Here is a 15,897-nt window from a genome sequence, read left to right as displayed (position 1 = left end):
GAAGTCACGTTGCGGGAGGCCACTGGCCCGTTACCCGCTCAAAATAGTGACTCTCACACGCCTCACAGGGCCCCAACTGGCTGGTTGCGGTAAGGCATGTCATGTGACCGCAATTCAGGCAACGGAACATGCCAGCGGTAGCTACCTCCCCCGTCATATAATGGGTAACGTCTTCGTTCTTCAGCTTCTGGTCCAGCTCAAGGGTGTCCAGCCGCGTCTTGTCGGCGATGGAGAACAGCAGGTCCTGGAGCTTGTGCTCCAGTAGTGACAGGTCCAGTTGCAGCCATTCCCTGAGCCCCTCCCCCGTGCCGCCAACAAAGGTGACCAGGTGTTCCAGGTCCCGCCTCAGGTAAGCCGCCAACAGGCTGGCCTCATCCCGGGTCAGGCGTTCCAGTTCCGTTTCGAACTCTACCGCATCGTCGATCTCCTGCCGCAGGGTATCCAGCGTGCGTTCTTCGGCGTCTGCGAGCCGGCTTTCCACCCGCTCCAGCATACGGTCGTAGGCTTCAAGCGCCTGGTTGGAAAGCTGTTTCGGCTGATCTTTGCGTTCCTGGTCGGTCATGGCCACTCCTTACGGTGTCGTTTCACTCAGTGTGGCATAAAGCCGGGCGTTTGGCAGGCTACCTGTTGCCGCGCCAGTACGTTAGAATGTCCGGCCAATTTAACAACACTTCGGCAACATTTTTCTGATCGAAGCCCGCTGGCGGCTTCTTTCCGACACAAGGTACCAAACGGCAATGGCAGGAATGGACGAGCAATACAATCCCCGCGATGTTGAACAGAATGCCCGCAAATTCTGGGAAGACAACGACACCTTCATGGTGAAGGAGGAGCCCGGCAAACCCAAGTACTACTGCCTGTCCATGTTCCCCTACCCCAGCGGCAAGCTGCATATGGGCCATGTGCGCAACTACACCATCGGCGACGTCATCTCCCGCTACCAGCGCATGCAGGGCAAGAACGTCATGCAGCCGATGGGCTGGGATGCGTTTGGCCTGCCCGCCGAGAACGCCGCCATTGCCAACAAGTCCGCGCCGGCCAAGTGGACCCGTTCCAACATCGATTACATGAAGAAGCAGCTTAAACAGCTGGGCTTCGGTTATGACTGGAATCGGGAGCTGGCTACCTGTGACCCTGATTATTACCGCTGGGAGCAGTGGTTCTTCGCTCGCCTGTATGAAAAGGGCCTGGTGTACAAGAAGATGTCCACAGTGAACTGGGACCCGGTGGATCAGACCGTACTGGCCAATGAACAGGTGGTTGATGGCCGCGGCTGGCGCTCTGGTGCCGTAGTGGAACAGAAGAAGATCCCGCAGTGGTTCATCCGCATCACCGATTACGCCGAAGAGTTGCTCAAGGACCTGGACCAGCTGGAAGACTGGCCGGAACAGGTCAAAACGATGCAGCGTAACTGGATCGGCAAGTCCGAGGGCACTGAGCTGACCTTCCCCCTCAAGGATGCCGGTGACGGGCTCACGGTCTACACTACTCGCCCTGACACCCTGATGGGCGTAACCTACATGGCCGTTGCTGCCGAACACCCCTTGGCCAAAAAGGCCGCCGACGAGCACTCCGATGTCGCTCGCTTTGTCGATGAATGCCGCAACAGCAAGGTGGCCGAGGCCGAACTGGCCACCATGGAAAAGAAGGGTATCGACACGGGTTACAAGGCCGTTCACCCACTGACCCAGGAAGAAATTCCAATCTGGATCGCGAACTTTGTGCTGATGGACTATGGCACGGGTGCCCTGATGGCAGTACCGGCTCACGACGAGCGTGACCACGAATTTGCCCGCAAGTACCGTCTGCCAATCCAGCAGGTTATCGCCGCCAGCGATGGTCGCGAGCTGGATGTGCAGGAAGAAGCCTTCACTGAGAAGGGCACCCTGGTTTCCTCAGGCAGCTACAGTGGCCTGACCAGCGAGGAGGCTTTTGACGCCATCGCCGCTTACCTCGAAGAGAACAGAATTGGCAAGCGCACCGTAAACTACCGCCTGCGGGACTGGGGTGTTTCCCGCCAGCGCTACTGGGGCGCACCGATTCCGATGATGACCCTGGACGACGGCACTGAAATGCCGGTTCCGGACGACAGGCTCCCGGTACGCTTGCCGGAAGACGTGGAAATGGATGGCGTTCAATCTCCCATCAAGGCCGATCCGGAGTGGGCGAAAACCGAGTACAACGGCCAGCCAGCCACCCTGGAAACAGACACCTTCGATACGTTCATGGAGTCGTCATGGTACTACGCCCGCTTCTGCAGCCCCAACTATGACAAGGGCATGCTGGACCCGGCCGCAGCCAACTACTGGCTCCCTGTCGATCAGTACATCGGTGGCATCGAACATGCCATCCTGCACCTGCTGTACGCCCGCTTCTTCCACAAACTGCTGCGGGACGTAGGCCTGGTAAACAGCTCCGAGCCGTTCAACCGCCTGCTCTGTCAGGGCATGGTGCTGGCAGAGACCTACTACCGTACCGACGAGTCAGGCAAGACCAGCTGGATCGCTCCGGCTGACGTGACCGTGGAGCGGGACGGCAAGGGCCAGGTGATCAAGGCCATCCACCGGGAAGACGGCCAGCCGGTAGAAATCGGCGGCGTCACCAAGATGTCCAAGTCCAAGAACAACGGAATTGACCCCCAGGCAATCATTGACCAGTACGGTGCCGACACCGTGCGTCTGTTCATGATGTTCGCGGCACCGCCGGAGCAGTCACTGGAGTGGTCCGACAGCGGCGTCGAAGGGGCCAACCGTTTTCTCAAGCGCCTGTGGCGCCTGGTGCGGGAACACACCACCGGCGGTCCGGTACAGGCCATCGATGTGGAACAACTGAACGATGCGCGCCGTGACCTGCGCCGCAAGACCCACGAAACCATCGCCAAGGTCAGCGACGATATCAGCCGCCGCCTGACCTTTAATACCTCCATTGCCGCGGTCATGGAACTGCTTAATGAAGTCGGTCGACTGGACGCCACCGAGGAGCAGGACCGCGCGGTCATACAGGAAGCGCTGGACGCAGCCGTGCTGATGCTCTCGCCCATCGCTCCCCATGTCTGTCACACGCTCTGGCAGGCCATGGGCCATGAGGAGCCAGTCGTGGATGCACCCTGGCCAATCGCCGATGAGAGCGCCATGGTTCGCAGTCAGATTCAGGTGGTACTGCAGGTGAACGGCAAGGTTCGCGGCAAGGCCGACGTACCCGCGGGCATCGGCAAGGACGATCTGGAGAAACTGGCCCTGGAACACGAGAACGTTACCCGCTTTACCGAGGGCAAGACGGTACGCAAGGTCATCGTAGTGCCCGGCAAACTGGTCAACGTAGTCGCCAACTGATATCCGGAGACGGTGATGAGAAAGCTCGGCACGGCATTCAGTCTTGGCCTGGTGGCAGTACTGGTCAGCGCCTGTGGTTTTCAGCTTCGGGGCGCATCGCCAGTGCCTCCGGCGCTGGAGCCACTCTGGGTGGGCTGTCAGTCCGGCGTCCCCACAGACCTTTGCCAGGCGCTGAAGTCACAGTTCATCATTGGTGACGTGGCCCTGTCTGAAAGTCGTGAAGACGCGGCGCACCTGCTCCTTGTGGGTAATTTCAGCCAGACCCAGCGCACCAGCGCTATCTCAGCCCGAGCCGAGGCCGCCGAATACGAGTTACGCCAGAGTGTCAGTATCATGCTGCAAACCCGCGAGGGTATTCCCCTGCTGCCGGACACGGATGTGAGTGCCTCCCAGAGCTATCGGTTCGACTCTACCAGTGTGCTGGCCAAGCGCCGGGAGCGGGAGGAGATCGAAAGGCAGCTTTACGACAACCTCGTAAGGCAGATTGGATACCGTCTGGCGCCCTTTGACCAGCGGCGGATTGACGAGATCCTCGACGCCTCCGAAAAAGACAGCGGCGAAACGTCGCCATGAAGATCAACCCGGGGCAGCTCAGCCAGGCACTGGAGAAATCCCTGGCGCCTGTCTACCTGGTATCCGGGGATGAGCCACTGCTTGTCCAGGAAGCCTGTGACCGGATCCGAACAAAGGCCCGGGAAGAAGGCTTCAACGACCGCCAGGTCTACCACGCCGACCAGCACCTTAACTGGGGCGCCCTCCGGGACGAACTGGGTGCCATGTCACTGTTTGCCGAGCGGCGTCGCATCGAGATCCACCTGCCTAACGGCAAGCTCGGTGACGGCCGCGATGTGATCGAGCACGCGTTGTCCCAACCTGCCGACGATATCCTGCTCCTGCTGATCAGCACTCGCCTGGACGCCGCCGAAACGCGCCGAAAATGGTACAAACAACTGCAGAAAGCCGGCATACACGTCACTGTGTGGCCGGTGGATCCGGACAAGTTTGCCGGCTGGCTCCAGCAACGGGCCCGGTCGCGGGGGCTGACACTGACCCAGGGAGCACTGAACCTGCTGAGCGAACGACTTGAAGGCAACCTCCTGGCGGCGAGCCAGGAGCTGGATCGGCTGAGCCTGCTGGCCAGCGAGAAAACCATCAATGAGGATGTGGTGGAAGCAGCCGTTCAGTACAGCGCCCGCTTCAATATCTTTGAGGTCATTACAGACCTTCTGGCCGGAAGGGCCGCCCATGCCCGGAAGGTCATCACCACATTGCAGCAGGAAGGGGAAAGTCCGTTGGGGTTGCTGGCGGTGCTGGTCCGGGATCTCAACATGACCCTGGAGCTTCAGCAAGCGATGAAGCAACGAGAAGCCCCGGCTGCATTCCTGAAGAAGAATGGCGTATTTCAGCCACAACGGGCCCGTGCCATCGAGCAAGCGGCCCGCCGGTTAGCACTCCCTGTCCTCCACCAGGCCCTGACTCTGTGCAGTGAGGCCGACCGGGCAGCCAAGGGCTACGGTGACTTGTCCCCTTGGCACCATCTCTCCGACCTTGCCGTGGCACTGCGGCAGAGCTGACGCTGGCTGGCGGTTACTTTATACGCTGACGTATCCGTTCATACCCGGATTTGAGCTCTTCACCGAGTTTGTGGGCCGTCTGGCGGGTTTCGTCGCTGACACCCTCTGCATCATGACGAATATCGTCCAGTTTCTGCCGGAACTTGTCCCAATATTCATCGAGGTCATCCCATTCGTCCCGGACGTCCTGACGAGCGAGGTGCAGCTGGACACGAAGCTCATCCCGATATTGCTTGAGGGTTTCGGACAGTTTGTTCAGGTCCTCTTTCATGCTCATGGTTACCTCCTTGGCAAGGGACTGTAGCGATGAGCTTAAAGATGCGCCTGTTACGCGAATGCTGTCAATACACCCAATACACGGAGGCCGGCAAAAGCCGGCCTCCAGTGACATTTTTTGCCCTGATCTGACCAGGATCAAAACTCGTTGTCAGCATGCTCCATCATCGACTGACTACCGCTACGGATACTTTCCGCCAGTGACACCGTCTGGGGCAGCAGGCGCTCATAGAAGAACCGGGCCGTTTTCAGCTTGCCACTGTAGAAGCCAGAGCTGTCACCCTCTGCTTTGGGGGCAGCCGCAACGACCATCTTGGCCCACATGTAGGCCAGTGCCGTCAGGCCGAACAGGTTGGTGTAGTCGGCAGAGGCGGCACCCGGAGCGTTGGGGTCGTCCTTGGACTGGTTCAGAACCTGCTCGGTAACGTCAGACAGACGCTCCAGGGAAGCCGCCAAAGGCGCCAGGAACGGCTCCAGGGCGACGTTGCCCTGCTCTTTCTCAATGAAAGCTGCCAGGTCGTCGGCAAACAGCTCATAGAGTTTGCCCTGGCTGCCAACAACCTTGCGCCCCATCAGATCCAGCGCCTGGATGCCATTGGCACCTTCATAGATCTGGGTAATACGGGCATCGCGAACCAGTTGTTCCTGGCCCCACTCGCGGATATAACCGTGGCCACCAAAGACCTGCTGGCCAACAACGCACATATCGAAGCCCCGGTCGGTCAGGAACGCCTTCGCCACCGGTGTCAGAAGGGCAACCAGGCCCTCGGCCTGTTCCCGGTCTGCGTCCTCGTCAGAGAACTTGGCAATATCCAGCCATTGACCCACGTAGGTGGAGAACGCGCGCCCCCCTTCCACATAAGCCTTCATGGTCAGCAACATGCGTCGCACATCCGGGTGGACCACCAGCGGATCAGCAGCCTGCTCCGGATTACGGGCGCCGGTAGGGGCACGGCTCTGGATGCGCTCAAAGGCATACTCACGGGCACTCTGCAGGGACGCTTCCGCAGCGGCCAGGCCCTGGATACCCACGCCCAGGCGCTCATAGTTCATCATGGTAAACATGGCGGCCAGGCCCTTGTTTTCCTCGCCAACCAGCCAGCCCTGGGCTCCGTCGAAGTTCATGACGCAGGTAGCAGACCCCTTGATGCCCATTTTCTTTTCAATGGAACCGCAACTGAAGGCGTTGCGCTCGCCCAGGGAGCCGTCGTCGTTAACCAGGAACTTGGGCACCAGGAACAGGGAAATACCCTTGGGTCCCCTGGGGGCATCCGGCAACTTGGCCAGCACGAAATGGATGATGTTCTCCGCCATGTCGTGCTCACCCCAGGTAATGAAAATCTTGGTACCGGAGAGGCTGTAACTACCGTCTTCCCGAGGGACTGCACGGCTGCGCATGATGCCCAGGTCGGTGCCACAGTGAGGCTCGGTCAGGTCCATGGAACCAGACCAGACACCGGAATAGAGGTTGGGCAGGTATTTTTCCTTCAGCTCCTCGCTGCCATGCGCGTCCAGGGCCAGGCAGGCGCCGGCGGTCAGCATGGGCGCGAGGCCCAGGGCCATATTGGAAGCCTGCAGCATCTCTTCGAACTGCACCACCAGGGTCTTGGGCATACCCATGCCGCCGAAGTCCGGGTTGCCACCCAGGCCGTTCCAGCCACCGTCCACGATAGTCTGGTAGGCCTCACGGAAACCTTCCGGTGTTGTGACCTTGCCGTCATTCCACTGGCAACCCTGCTCATCACCTTCACGGTTGAGGGGAGCGATCACGTTGGTGGTGACCTTGCCGGCCTCCTCAATAATGGCATCCGCCGTGTCCGGGTCCACGCGCTCCGCCAGCCGGGGCATGGATGCCCACAGGGACGGGGCGTCGAACACGTCGTTCATAACGAATCGGATTTCCTGTAACGGGGCCTTGTAGTCAGCCATCAGGTTCTCTCCACGTCTGTAACTAAGGGGGTGTTGTATGTACTGAACCGAAGCGGGTTCAGATTATTATGAATTCAAGGTGCCACAGTTTAACGCATCGAACGCGTTGAACCAGCCAAATTGGCCAATCGCCGCCTGCAAAAAAGCCCGCCTCACAGGGAGAGCGGGCTGGACTGGCGCGAGGCCAAAATCTTCAGCGTTTTGCCACTACCGGCACCCAGGGTGCCGGTAGTTATAACATGCCTCAGAACGCGAAGTGCTCTTCCGGCAGGTCCAGCAGGGTATCGGCACCCGCGAACATGGTTTCCACGTGGGTGCGGGTCCGCGGCAGCAGGCGCTTGAAGTAGAAGCGTGCGGTCTGGACCTTGGCATTGTAGAAGGCCTCCTCGCTGGTGCCGTCGGCCATGGTGTCCAGCGCAACCTTGGCCGTGCGGGCCCACAGGTAGGCAAATACGGCATAGCCGGAGTACATCAGGTAGTCCACCGCAGCGGCACCGACTTCCTCACGGTTCTTCATGGCGCTCATGCCCAGCTTCATGGTGATCTCGCCCCACTCCTTGTTGATCTGCTGGAGCGGTTCAATGAATTCCTTGAGCTGTTCGTTGTCCGCGTTTTCCTTGCAGAACACGTGGACCAGTTTGGTGAACTGCTTGAGGGCCTCGCCCTGACTCATCAGGATCTTGCGCCCCAGCAGGTCCAGCGCCTGGATGCCGGTGGTACCTTCGTAGATCATGCCGATGCGGGCGTCACGAACGTTCTGTTCCATGCCCCACTCTGAGATGAAGCCGTGACCACCAAATACCTGCATACCCAGGTTGGCGGACTCGTAACCGATCTCGGTCAGGAAGGCCTTGGCGATCGGGGTCAGGAATCCCAGCATGGCGTCGGCTGCCTTGCGCTCTTCCTCGGTCTTGCCACGGGTCACGATGTCAGCCTGCTGAGCGGCCAGGTAGATCAGTGCGCGGGCGCCTTCAGCCACGGACTTCTGGGTCAGCAGCATGCGACGCACATCCGGGTGAACGATGATCGGATCCGCCGGGCCGTCAGGGTTCTTGGGACCGGACAGGGAGCGCATTGCCAGTCGCTCCTTGGCGTAGGCCAGGGAGCCCTGGAAGCCCAGCTCGGCCGCGCCCAGACCCTGGATCGCAGTGCCAATACGGGCGGTGTTCATAAAGGTGAACATGCAGTTCAGGCCCTTGTTCTCCGGACCGATCAGCCAGCCCCTGGCGCCGTCAAAGTTCATGACACAGGTGGCGTTACCGTGGATACCCATCTTGTGCTCGATGGAGCCGCAGGAAACCGCGTTGCGCTCGCCAGCAGAGCCGTCTTCGTTGGGCAGGCACTTGGGTACGATGAACAGGGAAATACCCTTGGTGCCTTCCGGCGCCCCCGGCAGGCGTGCCAGTACGATATGGACGATGTTGTCGGCCATGTCGTGCTCACCGGCAGAGATGAAGATCTTGGTCCCGGTGATGCTGTAGGTGCCGTCGCTGTTGGGCTCGGCCTTGGTGCGCAGGGTGCCCAGGTCGGAGCCGCAGTGTGGTTCGGTCAGGCACATGGTGCCGGTCCACTCACCGCTGATCAGCTTGGTCAGGTAGGTCTGCTTCTGCTCTTCGGTACCGTGGGCCTCGATCGTGTTCATGGCACCGTGGCTCAGGCCCGGGTACATGCCCCAGGACCAGTTGGCGGTACCCACCATTTCACTCATGACCAGACCGACAGAGCCCGGCAGGCCCTGGCCGCCATATTCCGGATCAGAGGTCATGGACGGCCAGCCGCCTTCCACGTACTGCTGATACGCTTCGCGGAAACCGGTGGGCGTCTTCACACCATCCTCGCTCCAGGTACAACCTTCACGGTCACCAACCTGGTTGAGGGGAGACAGCACCTGCTCACAGAACTTGGCACCTTCCTGGATGATGGCGTTCACCATGTCCGGAGTGGCATCCTCTGCACCTTCCAGGGCGGCGTAGTGCTGTTCGCTGCCAAGCAGCTCGTTCATTACGAATTGGATATCACGCAGGGGCGCTTTGTACTCGGGCATGAAACTCACCTCACTTCGGTCCGGCCCTGGGTATCAGGGCCCGGAGTCCAACTGGTTAAGCCGGCTGTCACGGTAGCGGAGCAGGCCGGGCGGTGCCGGGTCTGAAGCTTTCCCGGTGGCACAAAAGCAGGTTGGTTCGGGCGCTTCAAACGGTTGTTTGAAACATACGTTTATAGCGCTCAGCTTGTCAAGGGTTTTACAGGACAAAAGACGCAACTTGTCGACCGGGTGCTGAGAAAATATGGGCAGCATGACGCAGGGCGCCAGGTTCGCACTGCGGGTCTTATTTTGAATGAGCCGGAAGATGTGCGTCCTGGTTCAGGAACGGTTTCAGGCGACGGCGGTAAAGCCAGGGTCGGCCATGTCATAGCCACCCATACCGGAGATGGACCGGTAGGTACTGGAGGCGACGTTACGATCAGTGGGACCGGTATCACTTTCTGTGGCTTTCGGGGAGACAGACTGGCCTTCGAGAGCCAATTCTGACTGGGCCTGTAGCATGATTTGCATGGCCTGGGCGGCTACGGCCCGGTCCTGGCCGGACGGCTGGGCCGGAGCCATGGCGGCAGCGCGCACCTGACGCATTTTGTCGATGGTGGCCTGGGGATCACCTGCTACCGGGCTGAGGTCTATGGAGACTTCGCCACCGACGGCGTACTGGTTACCATCGGGGCCTCGCTGGTAGGTGTAGCTGACTGAACCAGCGTACTGGCCGCCGACGGCCTGGTGGGCCTGTTCGTGGGCGCGGACCTCTCGGTCGCGGGCCTTGAGGTCGCGAAGCTCCTTGAGCAGGGCTTCGTCCAGGGTCTGACGTCCGGTGGGCTCACCGCCAGGTTTGTCGCCCTCGGCCTTGCCGTTTCGTTCCCCCCGCTCGCCCCGTGTTTCGGTGGGCTGGTCTGTCGCCCTGGGTGTTTCGGGATCTCGGGATTCGGATATCGTGCGGCTGTCGGAGCTGGTGGCAGGTGCCATGGTTCCCCGACCGGTTGCCGGAGGTATGGTGGTCGGGCTGATGGATGGCAGTGCCGGGGAGATTGCCATGGCATAGTGGAGGGGGGTTCGGTTACCGGGTGAAAGGCCGGGGTCAGGCGCGGATGTCGAGCAGTGTGCCGAGGGTTTCGTCAGCAGTCTTGACGACCTGGGCGGAGGCTTCGACGCTACGTTCGTAGAGTTTGAGGTCGACGATGGATTCGATCATGCCGTTGCTGCCGCCATCGGCGGTACCGCGGGGGCCATCGACGCCGCCCCTGGCGATTTTGCGGGCAGCCCCTTCCACACCCTGCATGCCGTCCTGGATGCCCTGGATACCGATGTTCAGTGCGTTATTGATCATCATGGGGGTGTCCTCCCGGACTTTCTATCAGGCTTTATTGGGCCACAGGTGTGTACAATTTTCAAACACACTTGGTTACAGAATGTTGCCGGCTTTTTCGCTAAGAACGGGGTGCTTTTCAGATCTCGCCTAAACTTTCAGGTATTTGCTGAAGGATTATGCCGTCTAGCTTATGGTGCATGAGCAAGGTGGGAGGGGGGTTATATCCGGGACACGCCGTGAACCCATCCATGGGGGCTCTTCAAAAACGTCCCTGTTTTTGAAGGTCCCGGATATAACCCCCCTCCCCCCTCACTCCAGGGTTATGGTGCAGGCCTCTGGAATCAAGCTCGATCGTTTCGGGTAGTCACTCCCTTAGTGCCGGGCTTAGCCGACCGGATGAGGCTTTCCAACAAGCGGCTGAATATCCAACTGACTGGCCAGCTTGGCTATATCCAGTTTCGGCAACCACGGGAGCACGCCCAGGCAGGGGGCGCCCATGTGCGCCTTCAAATAGTCCAGGGTTTCTTCCTCGCAGCTCATGACCGCTTCGTCCGGCCGGTTGGCGACCCAGCCGGCGACGGTGAGGCCGTCGTGGCGGATGGCCTCGGCGGTGAGCAGGGCGTGGTTGATACAGCCCAGGCGCAGGGGAACCACCATGACCACACCGATACCGAGTTCGATTGGCAGCCGCGAGTAGGTTTCGCGCTCGTTAAGGGGGACTCGCCAGCCGCCGGCGCCTTCTATGAGCATCAGCTCAGCGGGTTTCATCATGAGGCCCCGGGCCAGCCCCACCAGGCGCTGTGCCGCGAGTTGTCGGCCGGCCTGTTTGGCCGCCACGTGGGGGGCGATGGCCGGTTCCAGTGCGATGGGGTTGACCTGTTCGTAGGGAAGCACTTCGGTCATGTGCTCCATGAGTAACAGGGCATCTTCGTTTTTGAGGCCGTCCGGGGTTTGTTCGCAGCCGGACGCCACGGGTTTCATGGCGACGGTGCGCAGGGAGAGATCGGCGGCTTTTTTCAGGATGGCAGCGGAGACGACGCTTTTTCCGACTTCGGTGTCGGTTCCGGTGACAAAGTAGGTTCGACGGGCCAAGGTGGTGTCCTCCCGGGATTGGGGTTAGTCGGGCCCAGGTACGTCGGGCATGGCAACTGGGGCTCATTATAGAGTGTGGTGTGCCCGCGCGCTTTCAGGCGGTGACCAGGGCCTGTTGACGGATGGGTTGGGGCGCGCAGTCTGCCAGCGCCGCCAGTAGCTGATCGAGCTGTTCGTCGGTATGGGCTGCACTGAAGGTTACCCGCAGCCGGGATTCCCCTTGCGGTACCGTCGGTGGCCGTATCGCGGTAACCAGGATGCCCTGCTGCTCCAGCGACTGGCTCAGCCGGACGGCTTCATGGGGATTGCCGATCATGATGGGCTGGATGGGCGTGGCCGAGGGCATCAGTTCGTAGCCCATGGCGGCTGCTTCCGCACGGAAGCGGTTAATCAGCCGGGACAGCTGATTACGACGTTGCTGGCCGTGTTCCACCAGCTCGACGCTCTTACAGGAAGCCGTTGCCAGTGCAGGCGGCATGGCGGTGGTGTAGATATAGGAACGGGCTTTCTGGACCAGGTAGTCGAGCAATAGCGGGGGCCCGGCAACAAAGGCGCCGCTGGTGCCGAAGGCCTTGCCGAGGGTGCCCACAACCAGGGGTACCTCGTCTTCATCCAGGCCAGCCTCCAATACCGAGCCACGACCATCAGGACCCACACAGCCAAACCCATGGGCATCATCGACAATCAGCAGGGCATCATACTGCCGGCAGAGCGCGGCCAGCTTTCGCAGAGGTGCTACGTCCCCGTCCATGCTGAAGACACCATCGGTAACCACCAGTTTGTGACCGCCGGTTCCGGCCAGTTGCGACTCAAGGGTGGTCATGTCGCAGTGGGGATAGACCTGAACCCGGGCGCCGCTGAGCCGGCAGCCGTCGATGATCGAGGCATGGTTAAGGGCATCTGAAAAGATGGTGTCCCCTTTTCCCGCCAGGGCGGTAATGACGCCTACATTGGCCATGTACCCGGTCGAAAAGAACAGTGCACCCGAGCGACGGGTAAACGCCGCCAGTGTCTCCTCGAGTCTGTGGTGTTCGCTGTGGTGGCCACAGATGAGGTGGGAGGCGGCACCTCCCAGGCCATGCAGGGACAGGCCGGCTGATGCTGCGGCTACCAGTTCCGGGTGGGACGCCAGGCCCAGATAGTCGTTGGAGCAGAACGCCAGTACCGGCTCACCGTCGGCATTGAGAGCCGGACGATGGGGACCGTCGATGTGACGGCGAACCCGGTAAAGACCCGCGTCGTGTCGTTGCTGCAGTTCGGCGGCGAAGTCGCGCATGTCAGGCGCTCTTGGCGGCATCGTAGAACAGGTGCCGGTTGCGTTCCTCTTCCAGGGCGTGCACCAGGGCCTCCTCGTGCTCTTCCTCGGTGTGCTTCACTGCGCGCTCTTCCGGACGGATACCCAGGCGGTTAAACAGCTGCCGGTCGTGGTCAGCTTCCGGGTTGGCGGTGGTCAGCAGTTTTTCGCCGTAGAAGATGGAGTTGGCCCCGGCCAGGAAGCACAGGGACTGCATCTGGTCGTTCATGTCCTCACGGCCCGCGGACAGGCGCACATGGGACTGGGGCATGAGGATACGGGCGACTGCAATGGTGCGCACGAACTCAAACGGGTCCAGGTCCTCGACATCCTCCATGGGCGTACCGGCGACTTTCACCAGCATATTGATGGGAACGCTTTCCGGGTGATGGGGCAGGTTCGCCAGCTGCATCAACAGGCCCGCGCGGTCGTCGGCGTCTTCACCCATACCCATGATGCCGCCACAGCACACCTTCATACCCGCCTTGCGGACACGCTCCAGGGTGTCGAGCCGGTCCTGGTAGGTGCGGGTGGTGATGATGTGGTTGTAGAACTTTTCTGAGGTGTCGAGGTTGTGGTTGTAGTAGTCCAGCCCCGCTTCCGCCAGTTCGCCCGCCTGCTCATCGTTGAGCATGCCCAGGGTCATACAGGTTTCCAGGCCAAGGGACTTCACCTGGCGCACCATCTCGGTCACATAGGGCATGTCCTTCCGGGTGGGGCTACGCCAGGCGGCGCCCATGCAGAAGCGGGATGCACCCTTCTCCTTCGCGGCGCGGGCTTCGGCAACCACTTTCTCGATTTCCAGCAGCTTTTCCTTTTCCAGCCCGGTGTTGTAGTGACCGCTCTGCGGACAGTACTTGCAGTCCTCGGGGCAGGCCCCGGTCTTGATGGACAACAGGGTGCTGACCTGGACTTCATTGGGGTCGAAGAACTGCCGGTGAACAGTCTGGGCCCGGAAGATCAGGTCATTGAACGGGAGAGCGAACAGGTCGCGGATTTCCTGCAGGGACCAGTCGTGTCGAACGGCGGTAGCGGTCATGGCATTATCCTGTTAACTTTTGGGAGATTCAGGTTTACGGATAAACCGCATGATAAAGCCCCCAAACTCCCTGTCAACCAGATTAACAACTCTGGTTAACCAGGTTCCAGCTGTTCTCGCCCGCCTTCATAAGGCCCTGCTGCCGGAACTCTGCGTCACCTGTCTTGCACCTGATGCCCGAAATGGCCTGTGTGACGGCTGCCGCGGCGACCTGCCCGTGAACGACCGCTGTTGTACGCGTTGTGGACTGCCTTTATTGCTCGCCCGCCCCGGCCGTGAACGTACTTGCGGCGAATGCCTCAAGCTTCAACCCGGTTACCACCGCGCATTCATTCCCTGGCGCTACGAGTTTCCGGTGGACCGGATGATCAGCCGTTACAAGTATCAGGGGCAGAGGCAGTACGCGCGCCCGCTGCTTGGTGACATGGCCGTCCAGGTCCGGAACCTGCTTTCCCGACACCCCTGCCGCCGGCCAGACCTTTTGATAGCTGCACCCATGCACCGCAAACGACAACGCGAGCGGGGCTTCAACCAGGCGGCGGAGATTGCGGAAGCGATCAGTCAGGGAACGGGCATCCCCTGGTCTGACCAGTTGTTACAACGAACCCGATCAACGCGCCCCCAGTCCGGGCTTGGCCGGAGTCAGCGACTGAACAACCTTAAGGGGCTCTTTGAAGTCCATGGCGAGGTCCCACGGCATGTCGCACTGGTGGATGACGTGGTGACCACTGGCGCCACGGCCGGGGCGCTAGCGGCATTATTGCGCAAGCATGGCGCGGAAACGATTGAAATCTGGGCCCTGGCCAGGACCCCGGCCGGCAATACCCGGTCAGCTCAACCGTTCCCTGACGTAGCGGGCAATCGCCAGGCTGGCGGTCAGGCCCGGTGACTCGATACCAAACAAGTGCACCAACCCTTTGATGCCATGATCACCGGCGTCGTCGATCCGGAAGTCGGTAAAGCCGGCATCAGGACCCGCCAGTTTTGGCCGTACCCCGGCGTAGGCAGGCTGCAGGCGATCCGGTTCCAATGCTGGCCACCACCGGCGCACAGAGTCCACGAAGGCCTGCTTCCGGGCCGGGTCTACGGTGTAGTCAGGCTCGGCAACCCACTCCACATCCGGACCAAAGCGTGCCTGGCCAGCCAGGTCCAGCGTCAGGTGAACGCCCAGTCCACCGGGTTCCGGTACGGGGTAAACCAGGGTATTGAACGGGTGACGACCGCTGTAGGAGAAATACACACCCCGGGCATACCAGGGTTCGGGGCACAGTGCGGCATCATAGCCCGACCACCCCCGGGCCAGGCCGATGGCTCCCAACCCGGCCGAATTGACTACCCGGCGGCAGCGGAGCCGGCAGGGTGCCTCGCCACCCACCTCCAGGTGATGTCCATGACCATCACTGGTCGCCGCAAGTACCGGCGCCTGGCACACCAGTTGCCCGCCCGCTGCCTCCAGCTCCCCCAGCAGGGAGACCATCAGCTCATGGCTGCTGATGATACCGGTACGGGGAGAATAGAGACCTGACGAGGCGGTGATGTCGGGCAGTGCCCGGGCCAGTTGGTCAGGCCCGACGGACTCAAGGGTAACCCCATTGGCCGAAGCGGCCCGGAGCACCTGGTCCAGCTGTTCCTGCTGCGTTTCACCAGCGATGATCCACTTGCCGGTCTGCCGGTAGCCCACCGGACGATTGGCGCAGTAATCGTAGAGCAGCTCCCTGCCCTGCAGGCACAGCTTGGCCTTGAGGGAGTCTGCCGGGTAATAGAGCCCGGCGTGGATCACTTCACTGTTCCGGGAAGAAATACCCTCGCCGAAGTGCGCCTGCCGCTCCAGTACAATGACCTCCTGTCCTGCCTGCGCCAGCTCCCGGGCAATGGCCAGCCCCACCACGCCGGCACCAATGACGACTGTATCAATATCCAGGGTTTCCAAAATCTTCCTCTCCGGACTACTCAACTGTGGGGAACGGAACCGGTATACTGTAGCTCAATTCTTGCAAGCGCAATC

General features: G+C 60.8%; 14 protein-coding genes and 1 pseudogene. 5 read left to right on the top strand and 10 right to left on the bottom strand.

Annotation, left to right across the window (positions count from 1 at the left end):
- Window positions 1–4: 4 nt before the first annotated feature.
- Entirely contained in the window at window positions 5–562 is a 558-nt protein-coding gene (locus tag LJ360_RS06660) for a zinc ribbon-containing protein (protein WP_091849128.1), read from the bottom strand.
- A gap of 184 nt (window positions 563–746) precedes the next feature.
- On the opposite strand from LJ360_RS06660, the gene leuS reads away from it, so the two are divergent.
- Genes leuS through holA form a run of 3 tightly spaced genes read left to right on the top strand, consistent with a single transcriptional unit; the run spans window position 747 to window position 4,906 of the window.
- Window positions 747–3,332 carry a leucine--tRNA ligase gene (leuS, locus tag LJ360_RS06655; protein WP_091849353.1) on the top strand — a complete coding sequence of 862 codons (2,586 nt, stop codon included), beginning with the start codon at window positions 747–749 and terminating at the stop codon, window positions 3,330–3,332.
- Window positions 3,333–3,347: 15 nt separating this feature from the next.
- Window positions 3,348–3,905 (top strand): LPS assembly lipoprotein LptE, encoded by a 558-nt coding sequence (gene lptE, locus LJ360_RS06650; RefSeq protein ID WP_091849129.1) that lies wholly within the window; start codon window positions 3,348–3,350, stop codon window positions 3,903–3,905.
- A complete protein-coding gene (holA, locus tag LJ360_RS06645; RefSeq protein ID WP_264995644.1) occupies window positions 3,902–4,906 on the top strand; it encodes a DNA polymerase III subunit delta in 1,005 nt (334 codons plus the stop codon). Before lptE ends, holA begins: the two co-directional genes overlap by 4 nt.
- A 13-nt stretch (window positions 4,907–4,919) precedes the next feature.
- On the opposite strand, the gene LJ360_RS06640 is transcribed toward holA, so the two are convergent.
- The 8 genes from LJ360_RS06640 to bioB form a co-directional block, all read right to left on the bottom strand.
- A complete protein-coding gene (locus tag LJ360_RS06640; RefSeq protein ID WP_091849131.1) occupies window positions 4,920–5,183 on the bottom strand; it encodes a hypothetical protein in 264 nt (87 codons plus the stop codon).
- Window positions 5,184–5,320: 137 nt separating this feature from the next.
- On the bottom strand, window positions 5,321–7,111 hold the full coding sequence (locus tag LJ360_RS06635; protein WP_091849132.1) for an acyl-CoA dehydrogenase C-terminal domain-containing protein: 1,791 nt from the start codon (window positions 7,109–7,111) through the stop codon (window positions 5,321–5,323).
- 244 nt (window positions 7,112–7,355) lie between these two features.
- Window positions 7,356–9,155 carry an acyl-CoA dehydrogenase C-terminal domain-containing protein gene (locus LJ360_RS06630; protein WP_091849133.1) on the bottom strand — a complete coding sequence of 600 codons (1,800 nt, stop codon included), beginning with the start codon at window positions 9,153–9,155 and terminating at the stop codon, window positions 7,356–7,358.
- A gap of 330 nt (window positions 9,156–9,485) precedes the next feature.
- Window positions 9,486–10,124 carry a putative metalloprotease CJM1_0395 family protein gene (locus LJ360_RS06625; RefSeq protein ID WP_245742476.1) on the bottom strand — a complete coding sequence of 213 codons (639 nt, stop codon included), beginning with the start codon at window positions 10,122–10,124 and terminating at the stop codon, window positions 9,486–9,488.
- A 112-nt stretch (window positions 10,125–10,236) separates the two neighbouring features.
- Window positions 10,237–10,485: a flagellar biosynthesis protein FlgE gene (locus tag LJ360_RS06620; protein ID WP_264996001.1), complete on the bottom strand. Its 249-nt coding sequence runs from the start codon at window positions 10,483–10,485 to the stop codon at window positions 10,237–10,239.
- A gap of 366 nt (window positions 10,486–10,851) precedes the next feature.
- On the bottom strand, window positions 10,852–11,559 hold the full coding sequence (gene bioD / locus LJ360_RS06615; RefSeq protein WP_264995643.1) for a dethiobiotin synthase: 708 nt from the start codon (window positions 11,557–11,559) through the stop codon (window positions 10,852–10,854).
- A gap of 94 nt (window positions 11,560–11,653) precedes the next feature.
- The gene (gene bioF / locus LJ360_RS06610) at window positions 11,654–12,835 is read right to left on the bottom strand and encodes an 8-amino-7-oxononanoate synthase (protein WP_264995642.1); all 1,182 of its coding nucleotides are present in this window, start codon (window positions 12,833–12,835) and stop codon (window positions 11,654–11,656) included.
- 1 nt (window position 12,836) lies between these two features.
- Window positions 12,837–13,892, bottom strand: a complete 1,056-nt coding sequence (gene bioB, locus LJ360_RS06605) for a biotin synthase BioB (RefSeq protein WP_091849137.1) — start codon at window positions 13,890–13,892, stop codon at window positions 12,837–12,839.
- A 49-nt stretch (window positions 13,893–13,941) separates the two neighbouring features.
- Here bioB and LJ360_RS06600 point away from each other — a divergent pair.
- Window positions 13,942–14,133 (top strand): annotated as a pseudogene (locus tag LJ360_RS06600) (ComF family protein); the annotation flags it as partial.
- A gap of 15 nt (window positions 14,134–14,148) precedes the next feature.
- Window positions 14,149–14,781: a ComF family protein gene (locus LJ360_RS06595; protein ID WP_177185998.1), complete on the top strand. Its 633-nt coding sequence runs from the start codon at window positions 14,149–14,151 to the stop codon at window positions 14,779–14,781.
- Here LJ360_RS06595 and LJ360_RS06590 read toward each other — a convergent pair.
- The gene (locus LJ360_RS06590) at window positions 14,722–15,825 is read right to left on the bottom strand and encodes an NAD(P)/FAD-dependent oxidoreductase (protein ID WP_218144776.1); all 1,104 of its coding nucleotides are present in this window, start codon (window positions 15,823–15,825) and stop codon (window positions 14,722–14,724) included. The genes LJ360_RS06595 and LJ360_RS06590 overlap by 60 nt on opposite strands.
- Window positions 15,826–15,897 lie beyond the last annotated feature (72 nt).

It is taken from the genome of Marinobacter sp. AN1 (assembly GCF_026013985.1).
Taxonomy (GTDB): domain Bacteria; phylum Pseudomonadota; class Gammaproteobacteria; order Pseudomonadales; family Oleiphilaceae; genus Marinobacter; species Marinobacter segnicrescens.
Note: the sequence above shows the minus strand (reverse complement) of the source record. Positions and strands in the feature narration are given on the sequence as shown.

What these genes read in the sequence shown, in the direction of transcription:
- LJ360_RS06660 (WP_091849128.1), bottom strand. Translation starts at nt 562, where the DNA reads ATGACCGACCAGGAACGCAAAGATCAGCCGAAACAGCTTTCCAACCAG.
- leuS (WP_091849353.1), top strand. Translation starts at nt 747, where the DNA reads ATGGACGAGCAATACAATCCCCGCGATGTTGAACAGAATGCCCGCAAA.
- lptE (WP_091849129.1), top strand. Translation starts at nt 3,348, where the DNA reads ATGAGAAAGCTCGGCACGGCATTCAGTCTTGGCCTGGTGGCAGTACTG.
- holA (WP_264995644.1), top strand. Translation starts at nt 3,902, where the DNA reads ATGAAGATCAACCCGGGGCAGCTCAGCCAGGCACTGGAGAAATCCCTG.
- LJ360_RS06640 (WP_091849131.1), bottom strand. Translation starts at nt 5,183, where the DNA reads ATGAGCATGAAAGAGGACCTGAACAAACTGTCCGAAACCCTCAAGCAA.
- LJ360_RS06635 (WP_091849132.1), bottom strand. Translation starts at nt 7,111, where the DNA reads ATGGCTGACTACAAGGCCCCGTTACAGGAAATCCGATTCGTTATGAAC.
- LJ360_RS06630 (WP_091849133.1), bottom strand. Translation starts at nt 9,155, where the DNA reads ATGCCCGAGTACAAAGCGCCCCTGCGTGATATCCAATTCGTAATGAAC.
- LJ360_RS06625 (WP_245742476.1), bottom strand. Translation starts at nt 10,124, where the DNA reads ATGGCACCTGCCACCAGCTCCGACAGCCGCACGATATCCGAATCCCGA.
- LJ360_RS06620 (WP_264996001.1), bottom strand. Translation starts at nt 10,485, where the DNA reads ATGATCAATAACGCACTGAACATCGGTATCCAGGGCATCCAGGACGGC.
- bioF (WP_264995642.1), bottom strand. Translation starts at nt 12,835, where the DNA reads ATGCGCGACTTCGCCGCCGAACTGCAGCAACGACACGACGCGGGTCTT.
- bioB (WP_091849137.1), bottom strand. Translation starts at nt 13,892, where the DNA reads ATGACCGCTACCGCCGTTCGACACGACTGGTCCCTGCAGGAAATCCGC.